The 17,349-nt window shown below is 68.3% G+C and carries 17 protein-coding genes; 15 read left to right on the forward strand and 2 right to left on the reverse strand.

The annotated features are described in order from the left end of the window. Positions 1-9: 9 nt before the first annotated feature. Positions 10-333 (reverse strand): hypothetical protein, encoded by a 324-nt coding sequence (locus tag ACSYHF_RS08975; protein WP_353074904.1) that lies wholly within the window; start codon positions 331-333, stop codon positions 10-12. A 27-nt stretch (positions 334-360) separates the two neighbouring features. Between ACSYHF_RS08975 and thrA the strand changes: the two genes are divergently transcribed. From thrA to thrC, 3 genes are read left to right on the forward strand one after another with little or no spacing between them, the layout of a single operon-like run. Then, positions 361-2,865 (forward strand): bifunctional aspartate kinase/homoserine dehydrogenase I, encoded by a 2,505-nt coding sequence (gene thrA / locus ACSYHF_RS08980; RefSeq protein WP_447576306.1) that lies wholly within the window; start codon positions 361-363, stop codon positions 2,863-2,865. Then, on the forward strand, positions 2,862-3,776 hold the full coding sequence (locus ACSYHF_RS08985) for a homoserine kinase (protein ID WP_329845202.1): 915 nt from the start codon (positions 2,862-2,864) through the stop codon (positions 3,774-3,776). The genes thrA and ACSYHF_RS08985 overlap by 4 nt, the downstream gene beginning before the upstream one ends. Positions 3,777-3,805: 29 nt before the next feature. Beyond that, positions 3,806-5,092, forward strand: a complete 1,287-nt coding sequence (gene thrC / locus ACSYHF_RS08990; RefSeq protein WP_353074902.1) for a threonine synthase — start codon at positions 3,806-3,808, stop codon at positions 5,090-5,092. Positions 5,093-5,149: 57 nt separating this feature from the next. Here the strand turns inward: thrC and ACSYHF_RS08995 are convergent, their stop codons facing one another. Then, a complete protein-coding gene (locus tag ACSYHF_RS08995; protein ID WP_329845204.1) occupies positions 5,150-5,902 on the reverse strand; it encodes a Crp/Fnr family transcriptional regulator in 753 nt (250 codons plus the stop codon). A 127-nt stretch (positions 5,903-6,029) separates the two neighbouring features. On the opposite strand from ACSYHF_RS08995, the gene hisS reads away from it, so the two are divergent. The 12 genes from hisS to ACSYHF_RS09055 all read left to right on the forward strand — a co-directional run bounded on the left by hisS (position 6,030) and on the right by ACSYHF_RS09055 (position 17,304). After that, positions 6,030-7,424: a histidine--tRNA ligase gene (gene hisS / locus ACSYHF_RS09000; RefSeq protein ID WP_005416325.1), complete on the forward strand. Its 1,395-nt coding sequence runs from the start codon at positions 6,030-6,032 to the stop codon at positions 7,422-7,424. Between the two features lie 404 nt (positions 7,425-7,828). After that, positions 7,829-8,137 carry a YerC/YecD family TrpR-related protein gene (locus tag ACSYHF_RS09005; protein WP_005416326.1) on the forward strand — a complete coding sequence of 103 codons (309 nt, stop codon included), beginning with the start codon at positions 7,829-7,831 and terminating at the stop codon, positions 8,135-8,137. A 34-nt stretch (positions 8,138-8,171) separates the two neighbouring features. Next, complete coding sequence (gene hisG, locus ACSYHF_RS09010) at positions 8,172-9,083, forward strand: ATP phosphoribosyltransferase (RefSeq protein WP_053499888.1); 912 nt, start codon at positions 8,172-8,174, stop codon at positions 9,081-9,083. Beyond that, entirely contained in the window at positions 9,080-10,375 is a 1,296-nt protein-coding gene (gene hisD / locus ACSYHF_RS09015) for a histidinol dehydrogenase (RefSeq protein ID WP_111129003.1), read from the forward strand. The genes hisG and hisD overlap by 4 nt, the downstream gene beginning before the upstream one ends. Continuing rightward, positions 10,372-11,466: a histidinol-phosphate transaminase gene (gene hisC, locus ACSYHF_RS09020; protein WP_447576309.1), complete on the forward strand. Its 1,095-nt coding sequence runs from the start codon at positions 10,372-10,374 to the stop codon at positions 11,464-11,466. The genes hisD and hisC overlap by 4 nt, the downstream gene beginning before the upstream one ends. Next, a complete protein-coding gene (gene hisB, locus ACSYHF_RS09025; protein ID WP_053499882.1) occupies positions 11,463-12,536 on the forward strand; it encodes a bifunctional histidinol-phosphatase/imidazoleglycerol-phosphate dehydratase HisB in 1,074 nt (357 codons plus the stop codon). Before hisC ends, hisB begins: the two co-directional genes overlap by 4 nt. Continuing rightward, positions 12,533-13,135, forward strand: coding sequence for an imidazole glycerol phosphate synthase subunit HisH (gene hisH, locus ACSYHF_RS09030; RefSeq protein ID WP_138953596.1), 603 nt, complete (start codon positions 12,533-12,535; stop codon positions 13,133-13,135). Before hisB ends, hisH begins: the two co-directional genes overlap by 4 nt. Next, entirely contained in the window at positions 13,132-13,866 is a 735-nt protein-coding gene (gene hisA, locus ACSYHF_RS09035) for a 1-(5-phosphoribosyl)-5-[(5-phosphoribosylamino)methylideneamino]imidazole-4-carboxamide isomerase (RefSeq protein WP_447576312.1), read from the forward strand. The genes hisH and hisA overlap by 4 nt, the downstream gene beginning before the upstream one ends. Then, positions 13,860-14,636 carry an imidazole glycerol phosphate synthase subunit HisF gene (hisF, locus tag ACSYHF_RS09040; protein WP_447576314.1) on the forward strand — a complete coding sequence of 259 codons (777 nt, stop codon included), beginning with the start codon at positions 13,860-13,862 and terminating at the stop codon, positions 14,634-14,636. The genes hisA and hisF overlap by 7 nt, the downstream gene beginning before the upstream one ends. Continuing rightward, entirely contained in the window at positions 14,626-15,246 is a 621-nt protein-coding gene (gene hisIE / locus ACSYHF_RS09045; RefSeq protein WP_329889065.1) for a bifunctional phosphoribosyl-AMP cyclohydrolase/phosphoribosyl-ATP diphosphatase HisIE, read from the forward strand. The genes hisF and hisIE overlap by 11 nt, the downstream gene beginning before the upstream one ends. 148 nt (positions 15,247-15,394) lie before the next feature. Next, positions 15,395-16,984: a calcineurin-like phosphoesterase C-terminal domain-containing protein gene (locus ACSYHF_RS09050; RefSeq protein ID WP_447576316.1), complete on the forward strand. Its 1,590-nt coding sequence runs from the start codon at positions 15,395-15,397 to the stop codon at positions 16,982-16,984. A 35-nt stretch (positions 16,985-17,019) separates the two neighbouring features. Then, on the forward strand, positions 17,020-17,304 hold the full coding sequence (locus ACSYHF_RS09055) for a hypothetical protein (RefSeq protein WP_005409434.1): 285 nt from the start codon (positions 17,020-17,022) through the stop codon (positions 17,302-17,304). The last annotated feature ends 45 nt before the right edge of the window (positions 17,305-17,349 follow it).

Consider the following 17,349-nt stretch of genomic DNA (forward strand, 5'->3'; position numbering starts at 1 on the left):
ATGCAGTCGTCAAGCGTGCTGATGCCGGCTTTGTCTCAGTTGCAACCAAATGTCGGCACGTTGGCCGATGATCGCTGCATCGGTTTTTTGCATCGCAGCACTTGACAGCGGCAGGGCGCACAGTGTTTTCTGTGCGCCATGGTCCTTGATGCCGCCCACGCCAGCCTGATCGCCCCCGCCATTGCGGGCCGTTCGACTGCGCCGGTCGCGACCATCAGCACCATTACCACCACCACCGTCACCACTGCCCTGGTGCGGCCCGTCGTCTTCGTGTAACTCCCGAAAACCACGGCCCCGCACCCTACAGGTGGCGGGGAAACTCGACACCTGCATGCGACGGGGCCTCCTACCGAGGTCTGCATGTCTTCCCACGCTCCCGCTCATTCCGTTGCCCCGGCCGACCTGGCTGCACCGTCCACCGTCGTGCACAAGTTCGGCGGCACCTCGGTGGCCGATGCCGAACGCTATCGCCATGTGGGCGGCCTGCTGCTGGCCCGTCCCGAATCGTTGCAGGTCACCGTCGTCTCGGCGATGAAGGGCGTCACCGACGCGCTGATCGAACTGGCCCAGCTGGCGGCCAAGGGCGATCAAGGCTGGCGTGAGGCCTGGCATGCCCTGCGCGCACGCCATCGCGGCGCTGCCGTGGCGCTGCTGGGCGAGCAGGTGGGCGAGACGGTCGAATGGATCGACGCCCGCTTCGATCAGTTGGCCGAAGTGCTGGCCGCGCTGGCGGTGATCGGCGAGCTGCCGCGCGAGGTGCTGGACCGTGTGCAGGGCTTGGGCGAAGTGTTTTCCGCACAGCTGCTCGGCACACATCTGCGCGCGCTGGGCGAAGACTGCGCGGTACTCGACGCGCGCGATGTGCTGGTGGTCGGGCATGGCGAACTCGGCGTGGATGTCGACTGGGAAGCCAGTGCCGACCGCCTGGCCAAGTGGCGCCTGCAGCATCCGCAGTCGCGCCTGGTTGCCACCGGATTCGTCGCACGCGATCGCGATGACCGCATCACCACCCTCGGCCGCAACGGCAGCGACTATTCCGGTGCGATCTTTGCCGCGCTGTTCAACGCTGACGAGCTGCACATCTGGACCGATGTCGACGGCGTGCTGTCGGCGGACCCACGGCTGGTGCCCGAGGCGGTGCAGCTGGAAGCGCTGAGCTACGACGAGGCTTGCGAACTGGCGTACTTCGGCGCCAAGGTGGTGCACCCGCAGACCATGTCGCCGGCGATCCGCCTTGGCCTGCCGATCTTCATCCGCAATACGTTCCAGCCGGCGCATCCGGGTACGCGGATCAGCGCCGAGCGCTCGCCGCGCGGGCCGGTGAAGGGCCTGACCCTGAGTCCCGGGCTGGCCCTGCTGAACCTGGAAGGCACCGGCCTGATCGGCGTGCCGGGTACCGCCGAGCGTGTGTTTGCTGCGCTGCGCCAGGCGCAGGTGTCGGTGGTGATGATCTCGCAGGGTTCCTCGGAACATTCAATCTGCTGCGTGGTGCGTGCTGCCGAAGCCGGCCGTGGCCGTGATGCACTGCTGTACGCATTTGCGCACGAGTTGTCAGCGGGACAGGTGCAGCGCGTACAGGTCAGTGAGGGCGTCAGCGTACTGGCCGCGGTCGGTGACGGCATGGCCGGGCAGCCAGGTGCGGCGGCGCGCCTGTTCGAGGCACTGGGGCGTGCGCAGGTGAACATCCTGGCGATTGCGCAGGGCTCGTCCGAGCGCAACATCTCGGTCGCCGTGGATAGCGCCGATGCCACCCGTGCGCTGCGCGCGGCGCATGCAGGCTTCTGGTTGTCGCCGCAGACCTTCGCGGTCGGTGTGATCGGGCCCGGCAACGTTGGCGCCGCACTGCTGGACCAGTTGCTGGCCGCGCGCCCGCAGCTGCTGGCCAAGGCCAATGTGGATCTTCGCCTGCGTGCGCTGGCCTCGCGTTCGCGCATGCGCCTGGAAGTGGATGGCCTGCACGCGGACTGGCGCGAGGCCCTGCGGGACGCGGGTGAATCCAGCGATCTTGATCGTTTCACCGAGCACCTGCTGGCTGCGCACCTGCCGCATGCGGTGGTGATCGACTGCAGTGGCAGTGCCGAGGTGGCCGAGCGCTACGAGGGCTGGCTGGCGGCGGGCATCCATGTGGTCACCCCGAACAAACAGGCGGGTGCCGGGCCGCTGCCGCGCTACCAGCGCATCCGCGCTGCCGCAGCGGCCAGTGGTGCGCGCTTCCGCTACGAGGCCACGGTGGGCGCGGGCCTGCCGGTGATCACCACGCTGCGCGATCTGGTCGATACCGGTGACGAGGTGCTGGCCATCGAGGGCATCTTCTCCGGCACGCTGGCCTGGCTGTTCAACCGCTTCGATGGCAGCCAGCGGTTCTCGCAGCTGGTCGCGCAGGCGCGGTCGATGGGCTATACCGAGCCGGACCCGCGCGATGATCTGTCCGGTGTGGACGTGGCACGCAAGCTGGTGATCCTTGCACGCGAGGCCGGTCACGCGCTCAGCCTGGAACAGGTACAGGTGGAAAGCCTGGTGCCGGCACTGCTGCGCGACGGCAGCGTGGATGAGTTCATGGCGCGGCTGGGCGAGTCCGACGCCAGCCTGCTGCAGCGCCTGCAGGATGCGCGGGCGCGTGGCGCGGTGCTGCGCTACGTGGCACGGCTGGGCACCGACGGCGCCTCGGTGGGCCTGCAGGAACTGCCGGCCGACCATGCCTTCGCCAACCTGCGGCTGACCGACAACGTGGTGCAGTTCCGTACCCGCCGCTACTGCGACAACCCGGTGGTGGTGCAGGGGCCGGGCGCTGGACCGGAAGTGACGGCGGCGGGCGTGTTCGCCGACCTGCTGCGGGTAGCCGCTGGCGAGGGGGCACGCCTGTGATCGCACGTGCATTTGCGCCCGCCACGGTGGCCAATGTGGCGGTGGGCTTCGACATACTGGGGCATGCCATTGCAGGCGTTGGCGATACGGTGAGCGTGCGGCGTATCGATGAGCCGGTGGTGCGCATCGAGGCCATCCGTGGCAGTGCGGTCGAACTTCCGCTGGATGCGGCCGGAAACACCGCAGGTGCGGCGTTGATGTCGCTGCGCGCAGGGCTGGGCCTGGACTTCGGCTTCGCGGTGGAGATCGACAAGGGCATTCCATTCGGCTCCGGCATGGGCGGCTCGGCAGCGTCGTGCGTCGCTGCGCTGGTTGCTGCCAACGCATTGCTGGATGCGCCACTCGCGCGCGAGGCGCTGTACCCGTTTGCGCTGGATGGCGAGGCCGTGGCCAGTGGGGGCCGCCATGGTGACAACGTGGGGCCGCTGCTGCTCGGCGGGCTGGCGTTGTGCACGGCCGACCGCCTGCTGCCGATCCCTGTGCCAGCCAGTTGGCACAGCCTGCTGGTGCACCCGCACGCGGTGCTGGAAACCCGTCTGGCACGCCAGGCGCTGCAAGGCAGCTATGCGCTGGGTGAATTCGTGGCGCAGAGTGCGAATCTTGCGCTGGTGCTCAGCGGCTGCCATCGCAGCGACGCGGCGCTGGTCCGCGCTGGCCTGCGCGATGTGCTGGTGGAGCCGCGACGGGCGGGACTGATCGGCGGCTTCGAGGCGGCTCGTGATGCGGCGTTGTCAGCCCGTGCAATGGGCGCGGGCATCTCCGGTGCCGGCCCCAGCGTGTTCGCCTGGTTCGAAGATGCCGACCAGGCCCACGCTGCCGCGGCGCCGGTGCAGGCAGCATTCGCTGCTACCGGCTTCGACAGCGATGCCTGGGTGTCGCCGCTGGATGCGCCGGGAGCCCGGCTGTGCTGAATCCTTCTCCCTCTTTGGATACTGAACCCATGCAATTCGTTTCGACCCGCGGCCGGTCCCCGGCCGTTGGCCTCAGCGCGGCCATTGCTGCAGGCTTGGCACCCGATGGTGGCCTGTACGTGCCCCAGGCACTGCCGGCGCCACGTGAGCTGGAAGCCGGTGCGACCCTGGCCGATACCGCTGCAGACCTGCTGGCACCGTTCTTCGCCGGGGATGCGCTGGAGGCCGGATTACCGTCGATCTGCCGCGAGGCGTTCGACTTCCCGGTGCCGCTGCGTGCGCTCGGCGACGGTAACCACGTGCTGGAACTGTTCCATGGGCCGACGGCGGCGTTCAAGGACATTGGTGCGCGTTTCCTGGCCGGTACGCTGTCGCAGCTGCAGGCCGGCAAGGACCGTGACCTGACCATCGTCGTCGCCACCTCCGGCGATACCGGCGCGGCCGTTGCTGCGGCCTTCCATCGCCAGCCAGGCGTACGCGTGGTGGTGCTGTATCCGGATGGTCGCGTGTCACCGCGCCAGGCGCACCAGCTCGGCTGCTTTGGTGACAACATCCTGGCGCTGCGCGTGGCCGGTGCCTTCGATGACTGCCAGGCCATGGTCAAGCAGGCGCTGGCCGACCGCGAACTGCAGGCACAGGTGCCGCTGAGCTCGGCCAACAGCATCAGCCTCGGTCGCCTGCTGCCGCAGATGAGTTACTACGCACATACGGCACTGAGCCACTACGCGTTGCATCGTCGCCGGCTCAACCTGGTGGTGCCGACCGGCAACCTTGGCAACGCGATGGCCGCAGTGCTGGCGCGCGCGCTGGGCGTGCCGATCGGACAGATCGTGCTGGCCACCAATGCCAACGCCGTATTGCCGGCGTACTTCAACGGTGGCGAGTACCACCCGCAGGCCAGCGTGGCGACCGTGGCCAATGCCATGGATGTGGGGGCGCCCAGCAACTTCGAGCGCCTGCGCTGGCTCTACCAGGGCGACGATGCCGAACTGCGTGCTGCCTTCCGGGCGTTTGCGGTGGATGACGTGACCATCCGGGCCACCATTGCCGCCGCGCATGCCAGCAGGGGCGAGCTGTTCTGCCCGCATACGGCTACGGCGGTGAAGGTGCTGCAGGACCTGCGCGCCCGTGGTGCCAAGGGCGACTGGGCAGTGGTGGCCACCGCGCATCCGGCCAAGTTCGAGGCCGTGGTCGAGCCGTTGATCGGCGAACCTGTGGCCGTGCCGCCGGCATTGGATGCGTTGTTGCAACGGCCGGCGCACGCCGAACCGTTGGCCGCCGATTACGCGGCGTTGCGCGAGGTGTTGTTGCGTTGATCGGAGATGGATGGGATTGCCGGCCGCTGGCCGGCAATCCCAGCAACCGCAGTGCGGTCAGATCAACCCTTCACCGGCCAGTGTGCGCAGCCCGTCCTCGTCGAGGATCTCCACTACGTTCAGGTAGGGCAGGGCAATCAGCCCTTGCTGGCGCAGCTTGGTGAAGGTGCGGCTGACCGTTTCCATGGTCAGGCCCAGATGGTCGGCGATGTCGCCTCGGCCCATCGGCAGCGACACGCGCAGGCCGTCGCCGCCCAGCTTGGCCTCGCGCGCGGCCAGGCGCAGCAGGAAATCGGCCAGCTTCTCGGCCGGCTGCAGGCGTGCCAGCGCCAGTGCAGCGTCCTGCGCGGCATCCAGTTCCTGGCAGGCACGCTGCAGCAGCTTGCGCTCCAGGTGCGGGAAGCGGCTGCGGAGCGCCTTCATCTGTGGCAGCGCGACGCGGCAGACACGGCTGTCGGCGATGGCTTCGATGTCGTAGCGGTGATGGTCGCTGCCGCTCAGGCCCAGGTAGTCGCCGGGCAGCACGAAGCCGTTGATCTGGCGGCGGCCGTCGGCCAGGGTGCGTACCAGGCGCAGTGCGCCGGCAGTCAATGTATAGACATGGTCGCGTTCTTCACCCGTGCGGGCCAGCGTGCTGCCCATGCTGACCTGCTGCGAAACGGTGACTTGTTCCAGCGCCTGCACTTCATCGGGCGACAGCGCCGAGCACACCGCAAGGTGGCGAACCGAGCAGTGCAGGCAGTCCAGCGTGGTGCAGGACGGCGAGGCGGGATCGTTGGTGGCGGGCGGAGCGCCGGAAGGCCGTGACATGTTGCGGGGGCGTATCGCGGGCGGGGGAGGGCCTTATGATACTTCAAGCGGCCGTTCGACCCTGCCCGAGGCGGGGGCGCTAGAATGTCGCCCCCTCCCACGTCCCGTTCCAGCAGGAGTTCCGCCCGTGATCAAGCCCCGTACCCCGCCCGGCACCCTTGAACTGCTGCCGCGCGAGCAGATTGCGTTCCAGCGCATGCTGGACGTGATCCGCCGCAACTACGAGCGCTTCGGGTTCCTGCCGGTGGAGACGCCGGTGTTCGAGCTGTCCGACGTGCTGCTGACCAAGTCCGGCGGCGAGACCGAGCGCCAGGTGTACTTCGTGCAATCCACCGGTGCGCTGGCCAATGCGGCCGAATCGGGCGACCGTTCGCTGCCGGAAATGGCGCTGCGCTTCGACCTGACCGTGCCGCTGGCACGCTACGTGGCCGAGCACGAACACGAACTCACCTTCCCGTTCCGTCGCTACCAGATGCAGCGCGTGTACCGCGGCGAGCGTGCCCAGCGCGGCCGTTTCCGCGAGTTCTACCAGTGCGACATCGACGTGATCGGCAAGGACAGCCTGAGCGTTCGCTATGATGCCGAAGTTCTGGCGGTCATCCACGCCGTGTTCTCGGAACTGCGCATCGGTGACTTCAGCATCCAGCTGAACAACCGCAAGCTCATGCGCGGCTTCTTCGAGAGCCTGGGCGTGGCCGAAGGCGAGCGCCAGCTGGCGGTGCTGCGCGAAGTGGACAAGCTGGACAAGCGCGGCGCCGATTACGTGCGCGAGACGCTGGTGGGCGAGGGCTTCAACATCCCGGGCGAGCAGGTCGAGAAGATCCTGGCGTTCGTGGCCGTGCGTTCGCAGGGCCATGCCGATGCGCTGGCGCAGCTGGCAACGCTTGAAGCCGACGCCGGTTCTTCGGAGATCCTGCGTACCGGCGTGGCCGAACTGCGCGAAGTGCTGCAGCTGGTGCAGGCGCTGGGCGTGCCGGAAACCGCGTACTGCCTGAACTTCTCCATTGCGCGCGGCCTGGACTACTACACCGGCACCGTCTACGAGACCACGCTGACCGACCACCCGCAGATCGGCTCGATCTGCTCGGGCGGCCGCTACGAAGACCTGGCCAGCCACTACAGCAAGTCCAAGTTGCCGGGCGTGGGCATTTCCATCGGCCTGTCGCGCCTGTTCTGGCAGCTGCGCGAGGCCGGCCTGATCGATGGCATCGAGGCCAGCAGCGTGCAGGCGCTGGTGGCGCTGATGGACGAGCAGGGCATGCCGCAGTCGCTGGACATCGCGCGCCGCCTGCGCGCCGGTGGCATCAATACCGAAGTGCAGATGGAGCCGAAGAAGATCGGCAAGCAGTTCCAGTACGCGGCCAAGGCGGGCATCCGCTTCGTGGTGCTGGCCGGTGAGGACGAGCTGGCGCGCGGCGTGGTGGCGGTGAAGGACCTGGTGCGCGAGCAGCAGTTCGAAGTCTCCCGCGACGAGCTGGCCAGCACCCTGCAGGTCGAGCTGGAGCAGTCGAAGGTGATGTAACTGCCGGTTGGCCGCACGCCGACACGCCACGAAACGCCCACCACCCGGTGGGCGTTTTCGTTTCCGGGCCGCGTTCCGGGGTCAGAGCCGTTTTCCTTCAGAAAACGGATCCGACCCCTTGCTGTTCCAACAGCTCGCAGGAAACTGTCGACGGCGGGGTGGGTCCGGAGGCAGGGGTGTCCGCGGCATGGATGCCGCGGCCAAGCCCCCATGGACGGGTTTACGGCGTCCCCTGCCACCGGACCCACCCCGCCAACCCTCAGCCATCCAGCATTTGACGTCGCTTCGGCATCTAGCGGGTGCAGGGCGCAGCCCTGCCCACAAATCCCCCCAGATTTGACGCACTGCGCAAGAGTGCGCTAATGTACTAACGCGCTATTACATTGATGCATGGAAACGACCCCGTGAAAGCCCGCCCCGAAATTGCCGCCAAAGACCCTAAGGCCGACCTTGAAGCCTTGGCCCGGGCCTTTGCCGCCCTGCGCGAGCCGGAGCAGGTGGAAGCCTTCCTGCGCGACCTGTGCACTCCGGCCGAACTGGAAGCCATGGCCGACCGCTGGAAGGTGGTGCCGCTGCTGCAGCAGGGCGTGCCGTATCGCGAGATCCACGAGCGCACCGGGGTCAGCGTGACCACCACCGGACGGGTGGCGCGCACGCTCGAGCATGGCCATCGAGGCTATGCCGCCGCCATCGACCGCCTTGCTTCGCGCTGATCCGCGCCCCGTTCCGAACTTCGAGACCTCCCCCATGAGTGCAACCCAGGCAGCGCCGGCACGAGACCGGCTGCGTATCGCCATCCAGAAGAGTGGCCGGCTGGCCGAGCCCGCCCGCAACCTGCTCAGTGCCTGTGGCCTGAGCTGGCGCGAGAGCCGCGACAAGCTGTTCTGCTACGGCGAATCGCTGCCGGTGGACCTGCTGCTGGTGCGTGACGACGACATCCCGGGCCTGATCGCCGACGGCGTCTGCGACCTCGGCATCGTCGGCCGCAACGAGCTGGACGAACAGGCCGCGGCACGCCGCCAGGTCGGCCTGCCGGACGCCTATCAGGCGCTGCGCGGGCTGGGCTTCGGCCAGTGCCGGCTGATGCTGGCGGTGCCGGAGGAATGGCAGTGGCAGGGTCCGGCGCAACTGGCCGGCACCCGCATCGCCACCAGCTACCCGGCCATCCTCACGCAGTGGCTGGCCGAGCAGGGGGTGGACGCACAGGTGGTCGAGCTGTCCGGTTCGGTGGAAATCGCCCCGCGCCTGGGCACCGCCGACCTGATCTGCGATCTGGTGTCCAGCGGCGCCACCCTGCGCGCCAATCAGCTGACCCCGGTGCACAACCTGCTCGACAGCGAGGCGGTGCTGGCCGGTGCAGTACGGGTGCCCGATGATGCACGTGCATCGCTGCGCGCGATGCTGCTGCGCCGCCTCGATGGCGTGGTGCAGCGCCAGGACCGCAAGCTGCTGATGTTCCGCGCCAGCGAGGATCGCGTCGACGCGCTGGCGCAGTTGCTGGCCGATGCCGAGCCGCTGGTGCGGTTGCCGGCCGATGGCGGTGCGCTGCGCCTGCAGACCATGTGCCCCGGCCCGCTGAGCTGGCAGCGCATGGAAGAACTCGAGCGCGCGGGTGCGCAGGGCCTCATGGTACTGAGCGTGGAGCGGTCGCTGGCATGAACCGTCTGATCTGGTCCCAACTTGATGAGGCCGCGCGCAGCGCGGCATTGACCCGCCCGGTGCAGACCGTGGCGCAGCAGACCCGCGACGCGGTGGCGACGCTGATCGCACAGGTGCGCGCGCAGGGCGACGACGCGCTGCGTGCGATCACCGCACGCTTCGATGGTGTCGAACTGTCGTCCTTTGAAGTGAGCGAAGCCGAGTTCGCGGCGGCCGAAGCCGCTGTCCCCGCCGAACTGCGCCAGGCGATGGTGGACGCCGCCGAGCGCATCGCGCGCTTCCACGCCGCCGGCATGGGTAAAGGCTATGCAGTTGAAACCGCGCCGGGCGTGGTCTGCGAACGCATGCTGCGCCCGATCGGCCGGGTGGGCCTGTACGTACCTGCTGGCAGCGCGCCATTGCCGTCCACCGCGTTGATGCTGGGCGTTCCGGCGCAGTTGGCCGGTTGCCCGCAGGTGGTGCTGTGCACGCCGCCGCGCGCCGACGGCAGCGCCGATCCGGCAGTGCTGGTAGCCGCGCGCCTGACCGGCGTGCAGCGCGTGTTCAAGTTGGGCGGCGCGCAGGCGATCGCCGCGATGGCCTATGGCACCGCCAGCGTTCCGGCCTGCGACAAGCTGTTCGGGCCCGGCAACAGCTTCGTCACCGAAGCCAAGCAGCAGGTCGCGCAGGATGGCGCCGCCGCCATCGATATGCCGGCCGGTCCCTCCGAAGTGCTGGTGATTGCCGATGCTGGCGCCAATCCGGCGTTCGTCGCCGCCGACCTGCTGTCGCAGGCCGAGCACGGCCCGGATTCGCAGGTGCTGCTGTTGACCGACGATGCCGCGATGCTGGCCGCGGTCGAGGCGGAGGTCGAGCGCCAGGTGGCCCTGCTGCCGCGCCAGCAGATTGCGCGGCAGGCGCTGTCAGCGTCGCGCCTGATCCAGGTTGATTCGTTGGACGAGGCCTTCGCGATCAGCAACCGCTATGCGCCCGAACACCTGATCCTGGCGCTGCGTGAACCGCGCGATTGGCTGGACAAGGTGCAGGCGGCCGGCTCGGTGTTCCTCGGCGACTACACCCCCGAAGCACTGGGTGACTACTGCAGCGGCACCAACCACGTACTGCCCACCGCCGGTGCCGCACGTGCTTACAGCGGCGTGAGCGTTGCCAGCTTCCAGAACCTGATCAGCGTGCAGAGCGCCAGTGCCGCCGGCCTGGCCGCGATCGGCGGCTGCGCGCGCATCATCGCCAGCGCCGAAGGCCTGGATGCCCACGAGCGTGCGGTTGCATTGCGCATGGAGGCCGCCGCATGAGCGCCGCCATTGATGACGTGCTGGCACTGGTGCGCCCGGATCTGCAGGCCTTCGCCGGCTACAGCTCGGCGCGCAGTGCGGTGGTGCAGGGCGAGGTCTGGTTGAATGCCAACGAGTCGGCCTGGGCCAATCCGGCCGATGCGGCTGGCAGCAGCCGGCGCTATCCGGAGCCGCAACCGTTGGCGTTGCGCGAAGGCTTGGCGGCGCTGTACGGCGTGACGCCGCAGCAGCTGCTGGTCGGCCGCGGCAGCGACGAGGCCATTGATCTGCTGGTACGCGCGCTGTGCGTGCCGGGTCGCGATGGCGTGCTGGTCACGCCGCCGGTGTTCGGCATGTACGCCGTCTGCGCACGCCTGCAGGGCGCCGCATTGATTGAAGTGCCGCTGGTGGACAGTGAGGATGGCCTGCGCGCCGATCTGGATGCGGTGATCGACGCGGCCAAGGCGCAGGGAGCCAAGCTGGTGTTCCTGTGCGCACCGTCGAACCCGGCCGGCAGTGACATCGCTCTGGAGGAGGCCGAGCGTGTGGCGGTTGCGCTGCGCGGGCAGGCGCTGGTGGTGGTGGACGAGGCCTATGTGGAGTACGCAGGGCGCGCATCGGCCACCACGCTTCTGGCCGCACACGCCAACCTGGCGGTGCTGCGCACGCTGTCGAAGGCGCACGCTCTTGCCGCCGCCCGCGTTGGCACCCTGATCGCCGCACCGGAGCTGATTGCTGTGCTGCGCCGCTGCCAGGCGCCGTACCCGGTGCCGACGCCGTGCGCGGAACTGGCGGTACAGGCGCTGCAACCCGCCGCGCTGGCCCGGACCGCCGAACGCGTAGCCACGGTGATTGCCGAGCGCGAACGCCTGCGCGTGGCGCTGCCGGGCCTGCCCGGCGTGCGTCGCGTCTATCGCTCATCCGGCAATTACCTGCTGGTCCGCTTCGCCGATGCCCAGGCCGCGTTCGATACGCTGCTGGCTGCGGGCGTGGTGGTGCGTGACCAGCGCGCCGCGCCGCAGTTGGGTGATGCACTGCGCATCAGTATCGGCAGTCCCGAAGAGAACGACCGCGTGCTTGCGGCCCTGTCGGCGCGGAGGGCCGCAGCATGACCCCGATCCTGTTCATCGACCGCGACGGTACCCTCATCGAGGAGCCGTCCGACTTCCAGATCGACGCCTACGAGAAGCTGCGCTTCGTGCCGCAGGTGATCCCGGCGCTGCTGAAGCTGCGTGATGCCGGCTACCAGTTCGTGATCGTCACCAACCAGGATGGTCTGGGCAGCGACAGCTACCCACGCGCCAGCTTCGATGGCCCCAACGACCTGATGCTGCAGATCTTCGAGAGCCAGGGCATCACCTTCCGTGACGTGCTGATCGACTGCAGTTGGCCGCAGGACAACGCGCCCACGCGCAAGCCGGGCATCGGCCTGATGACCGCCTACCTGCAGGACCGCAGCATCGACTGGGCGCGTTCGGGCATGGTGGGGGACCGTATCACCGACCTGCAGTTCGCCGACAACCTCAACATCCGTGGCTTCCAGCTGCGCACCGAACAGTTCGGTGGCGAGTGGAACTGGCCGGGCATCGCCCATGCGCTGGCCGACGCGCCGCGTACTGCCGTGGTCCAGCGCAACACCAAGGAGACGAAGATCCGCGTTGAACTCGATCTGGACCGTGCCGGTGATGCGCGCATCGCCACCGGACTGCCCTTCTTCGACCACATGCTGGAACAGATCGGCAAGCACGGCGGGTTCGCGCTGGACATCCAGGCCGAGGGCGACCTGCACATCGACGAGCACCACACCATCGAGGACACCGGGCTGGCGCTGGGTCAGGCCCTGCGCGAGGCGCTGGGCGACAAGCGCGGCATCGGCCGCTACGGCTTCACCCTGCCGATGGACGAGACCCTGGCCAGCGCTGCGCTGGACTTCAGCGGCCGCCCGTACTTCGTGTTCGAGGGCGAGTTCAAGCGCGAGCGGGTGGGCGACATGCCGACCGAGCTGGTGCCGCACTTCTTCCGTTCGCTGTGCGATGCCAGTGGCCTGAACCTCAACCTGCAGGTACGCGGCGACAACGATCACCACAAGGTGGAGGCCTGCTTCAAGGCGCTGGCGCGCGCACTGCGCCCGGCGCTGGCCCGGCAGGGCACGGCACTGCCGAGCACCAAGGGGGCATTGTGAGCGACGTCGCGCTGATCGATGCCGGTGGTGCCAACCTGGGCTCGGTGCGCTACGCACTGGAGCGCCTGGGCGCGACGGTGCGGCTGGTGCGCGATGCGGATGAACTGGTGGGTGCGCAGCGGGTGATCCTGCCCGGTGTCGGCGCCGCCGGTCCCGGCATGCAGCGCCTGCACGCGCAGGGCCTGGTGGAACCGCTGCAGCGATTGCAGGTGCCGCTGATGGGCATCTGCCTTGGCATGCAGTTGCTGTTCGAACGTTCCGAGGAAGCGGGCGTAGAAACACTGGGACTGATTCCGGGCGTGGTGCGCAAGCTGGTGCCGGCCTGTGGCATCCGGGTGCCGCACATGGGTTGGAACCGCCTGCTGCCGCTACGTGAGTCGCTGCTGTTGCAGGGTGTGCCGGAACGCGCCAGCGCCTACTTCGTGCACAGCTATGCGGCGCCGCTCAATACCCATACCGTCGCTGCCTGCGACCACGGCGGGCTGTTCACCGCCGTGGTGGAGCAGGGGCGTTACTACGGCGCACAGTTCCATCCCGAGCGCTCCGGCGAGACCGGCTCGCTGATGCTGCGCAATTTCCTCGAGGGCACTGCTGCATGAGTTTCATCGTCTACCCCGCGCTGGATATCCGCGACGGCCGCGTGGTGCGGCTGCGCCAGGGCGACTACGCGCAGGAAACCTCCTACGGCGACGATCCGCTGCCGCGCGCGCAGGCGTTCGCCGCGCAGGGCGCGCAGTGGATGCACCTTGTGGATCTGGATGCCGCACGCGCCGGTGGCTATACGCTGGCACCGCTGCTGGCGGCGATCCGCGCGCACACGCCGCTGCAGGTGCAGACCGGCGGTGGCGTGCGCGGCCGCGACGATGTGGCGCGCATGCTTGATGCTGGCGCCGGCCGCGTGGTGGTCGGCTCGCTGGCGGTGCGCCGCCCCGATGAAGTGATCGGCTGGCTGGAGGAATTTGGCGCCGAGCGCATCACGATTGCGCTGGACGCGCGCCAGGACGCACAGGGGCAGTGGCAGCTGCCGGTGCACGGCTGGACCGAGAACGCCGGGGTGACCCTGGATGACCTGGCCCAGCGCTACGCGCGCGCCGGCATGCGCCACCTCTTGTGCACCGACATCGCCCGCGACGGCATGCTGGCCGGGCCCAATATCGGCCTCTACCAGCACCTGTCGGCATTGCTGCCGGGGGTGGCGGTGCAGGCGTCCGGCGGCATCCGTGACGTGGCCGATGTGGCCGAGGCGCGTGCCGCTGGCTGCGGTGGTGCGATTCTCGGCAAGGCACTGCTGGAGCAGCGCATGGACCTGGCGGAGGCGCTGGCATGTTGAGCCGCCGCATCATTCCCTGCCTTGACGTGCGCGATGGCCGCGTGGTGAAGGGCGTGCGCTTCCGCGATCACGTCGACATGGGCGACATCGCTGAGTTGGCGCAGCGCTATCGCGACCAAGGGGCGGACGAGCTGGTGTTCTATGACATCGGCGCCAGCCCCGAGGCGCGTTCGGTGGACGTGGCGTGGATCGAGCGCATCGCGCGCCTGATCGACATTCCGTTCTGCGTGGCCGGTGGCATCGACAGCGTGGAAACCGCGCGTCGCCTGTTGTTCGCCGGTGCCGACAAGGTGTCGATCAACTCCCCCGCGCTGGGCCGCCCGGAACTGATCACTGAACTGGCCGACGAGTTCGGCGTGCAATGCGTGGTGGTGGGCGTCGACTCGGTACGTGAAGCGGACGGCCAGTGGCGTGTGCGCCGTTTCAGTGGCGACCCGGACAAGACCCAGGCGGTACCGCTGCGTACCCTGGACTGGATCGTCGAAGCTCAACGGCGTGGCGCTGGCGAGATCGTGCTGAACTGCATGGACAGCGACGGCGTGCGCCGTGGCTACGATGTCGTGCAGCTGCAGCAGGCGCGGGCCCTGTGCCAGGTGCCGCTGATCGCCTCCGGTGGCGCCGGTGCGATGGAGCACTTCGCCGAAGCCTTTGACCAGGCCGACGTCGACGGCGCGTTGGCAGCCAGCGTGTTCCACAGCGGTGCCATCGCCATTCCGGAATTGAAGCGCTACCTGCGCGCACAGCAGATCGAGGTGCGGGATGTCTATTGAAATCAGGCCATCGCTGGATGCGCTGCAGGCGCTGGACTGGGGCAAGGGCGACGGCCTGCTGCCGGCCGTGGTGCAGGATGCCGATACCCTGCAGGTGCTGATGCTGGGCTATGTCAGCGCCGAATCGCTGGCCGCCACGCTGGCCATCGGCCACATGACCTTCTTCAGCCGCAGCAAGCAGCGGTTGTGGACCAAGGGCGAGCAGTCCGGCAACGTCCTGGCGGTGCAATCGATCAGTGTCGACTGCGATGCCGACACGCTGCTGGTGATGGCACGCCCGGCGGGGCCAACCTGCCACACGGGTGCGGAGAGCTGTTTCGACCAGGCGCCGAAGGACTTCCTGGGCGGGCTGGACCAGTTGGTCGCGATGCGTGAGGCGCAGCGCCCGCCGGGCAGCTATACGACCAGCCTGTTCGAGGGCGGCATCCGCCGCATCGCACAGAAGGTGGGTGAGGAGGGGGTGGAGACCGCTCTGGCTGCGGTTGCGCAGGATGACGAGGCGCTGCTCGGTGAGGCTTCGGACCTGCTGTACCACCTGCTGGTACTGCTGCGCGCGCGCGGTCTGTCGCTGGACGATGCGCGGGCGGTGCTGGAAAAACGCCATCGTTGAAGCGTGGTAGTGCCGGCCGCTGGCCGGCAACCTCCTGATCGTCGGACATCCAAGGGTTGCCGGCCAGCGGCCGGCACTACCCGCCGGCAATGCAGCCGAGCGTGGCTCGGCTCTACAATACCGCGTCTCTTTCTGCCGGATGCCTCCCATGAAACTGCCTGCCGCCTGGCTGTGCTGCCTGTTGCTGACCTCGCCGGCCTGGGCTGCGGACACCGTGGTCACCGGCAAGGTCTATCTGGAGCGTGACGGCAAGCCGGGCCGCGGTGCGACCGATCCGGGCCTGGCCGGGGTGCAGGTCTCCAACGGCGAGACGATCGTCAAGACCGCCGCCGATGGCAGCTACAGCCTTCCGGTGCGTGACGGCCAGACCGTGTTCGTGATCAAGCCCGATGCGTATTCGTTCCCGAAGGCGACAGACGGCCTGCCTTCGTTCTGGCGCCACTTCCTCCCGAACGGCTCGCCGGCGCTGAAGTACGGCGGCATCGCCGCCACCAGCGATGTCACCCGCAACTGGGATTTCGCGCTGCAGTCGGATCGCCATGACAGCCGTCGCGGCTTCCAGATGCTGGTCTTCACCGACTCCCAGACCGCCAGCCTGAAGGACATCGGCTACTACCAGCAGTCGATCGTGTCGCCGCTGGTCGGCCAGACCAAGGCGCGCATGGGCACCACCCTGGGTGACATCGTCAACGACGATCTGACCCTGTATCCGGCAATCAACAAGGTCACCACGTCGCTGGGCGTGCCGTGGTTCCATGTGCCGGGCAATCACGACCTCGATTTCGATGCAGCCAGCGACGAGCATTCGCTGGACAGCTGGCGCAACATCTACGGCCCGGACACCTACGCGGTGGAAGAGGGCGGTGCCAGTTTCGTGTTCCTCGACGACGTGGTGTATGACCCCAACGCAAGGCCGAAGTATGTCGGTGGCCTGCGCGAAGACCAGTTCGCTTTCCTTGCCAGCTACCTGAAAGGCCTGCACAAGGACCGCCTGCTGGTGCTGGGCATGCACATCCCGCTGTTCGACGCCGCGCCGGGGCGCGAGACCTTCCGTCGTGCTGACCGCCAGCGCCTGTTCGACCTGCTGAAGGACTTCCGCAACGTGCTGGTGCTCAGCGGCCACAGCCACACCCAGCAGCACGTCTACCACGGCAAGGCCGACGGCTGGAACGGTGACAAGCCGCTGCACGAATACAACGTCGGTGCCAACTGCGGCGCATTCTGGTCCGGGGTGAAGGATGCCGCCGGCGTGCCGGACAGCGCCATGAGTGATGGCACGCCAAAGGGCTACGCGTTGCTGGACGTCGCCGGCAATGGCAGCTACAAACTGCAGTACCGCGTGGCCGGCAAGCCGGCCAGCGAGCAGATCGGCCTGCATGCACCGAAGGTGCTGCGCCAGGGCGCCTATCCGGCGTGGGGTGTCTACGCCAACGTCTACATGGGCGAGGACGCCAGCGTGGTCGAGTACCGCGTCGATGGCGGTGCCTGGCAGCCGATGAAGCAGGTCAGTCAGCCCGATCCGCGCCTGATGGTGGAGAACGTGGCTGACGATCTGGCTGACAGCCTGCGCGGCTACGACCGTTCGCCGGAGGCCACCGCGTCGCCGCACCTGTGGCGTGGTGCGCTGCCGACCGACCTGGCAGTGGGCAGTCACAAGGTCGAAGTACGCTCTACCCAGCCTGATGGTGCAGTATTCACCGCCACCACCCGCTACAGCCTGCAGACGGCCCAGCCCTGATCCCCCGCATCTCCGCTCCAGCGAAAGGACCCCGCATGGATATCCGCTTCATGGCCGGCACCACGCCAGTCACCCTCAGCCGCCACTGGTTCACCGGCGCGATGCTGCTGCAGAGCGCCACCGAGAAGGTCTGGGTGCAGCATCCGCTGCATCCGGGCACCCACTTCTCGTTCTCGCTGGTACAGTCGTGGCTGCGCCACATCGCCGGCCATGAGGTGCTGGTCGAGCGCACCCGGCCGCTGTTGTTCGCCGGCTTCCGCCCGCAGCGCCTACGCGTGCTGGTGGATGGTGTGCAGGTGGCCGAACAGGAAGGCATGTAGTCCAACCTGAACCGCCGGCGCGCTAGGCAAAGCCGCCCCGATGCC

The organism is Stenotrophomonas maltophilia group sp. P373, assembly GCF_053295075.1.

Excerpts from the sequence above, each read along its gene's own strand:
- ACSYHF_RS08975 (WP_353074904.1), bottom strand. The coding sequence starts at position 333 with ATGCAGGTGTCGAGTTTCCCCGCCACCTGTAGGGTGCGGGGCCGTGGT.
- thrA (WP_447576306.1), top strand. The coding sequence starts at position 361 with ATGTCTTCCCACGCTCCCGCTCATTCCGTTGCCCCGGCCGACCTGGCT.
- thrC (WP_353074902.1), top strand. The coding sequence starts at position 3,806 with ATGCAATTCGTTTCGACCCGCGGCCGGTCCCCGGCCGTTGGCCTCAGC.
- ACSYHF_RS08995 (WP_329845204.1), bottom strand. The coding sequence starts at position 5,902 with ATGTCACGGCCTTCCGGCGCTCCGCCCGCCACCAACGATCCCGCCTCG.
- hisG (WP_053499888.1), top strand. The coding sequence starts at position 8,172 with ATGAGTGCAACCCAGGCAGCGCCGGCACGAGACCGGCTGCGTATCGCC.
- hisD (WP_111129003.1), top strand. The coding sequence starts at position 9,080 with ATGAACCGTCTGATCTGGTCCCAACTTGATGAGGCCGCGCGCAGCGCG.
- hisC (WP_447576309.1), top strand. The coding sequence starts at position 10,372 with ATGAGCGCCGCCATTGATGACGTGCTGGCACTGGTGCGCCCGGATCTG.
- hisB (WP_053499882.1), top strand. The coding sequence starts at position 11,463 with ATGACCCCGATCCTGTTCATCGACCGCGACGGTACCCTCATCGAGGAG.
- hisA (WP_447576312.1), top strand. The coding sequence starts at position 13,132 with ATGAGTTTCATCGTCTACCCCGCGCTGGATATCCGCGACGGCCGCGTG.
- hisF (WP_447576314.1), top strand. The coding sequence starts at position 13,860 with ATGTTGAGCCGCCGCATCATTCCCTGCCTTGACGTGCGCGATGGCCGC.
- hisIE (WP_329889065.1), top strand. The coding sequence starts at position 14,626 with ATGTCTATTGAAATCAGGCCATCGCTGGATGCGCTGCAGGCGCTGGAC.
- ACSYHF_RS09050 (WP_447576316.1), top strand. The coding sequence starts at position 15,395 with ATGAAACTGCCTGCCGCCTGGCTGTGCTGCCTGTTGCTGACCTCGCCG.
- ACSYHF_RS09055 (WP_005409434.1), top strand. The coding sequence starts at position 17,020 with ATGGATATCCGCTTCATGGCCGGCACCACGCCAGTCACCCTCAGCCGC.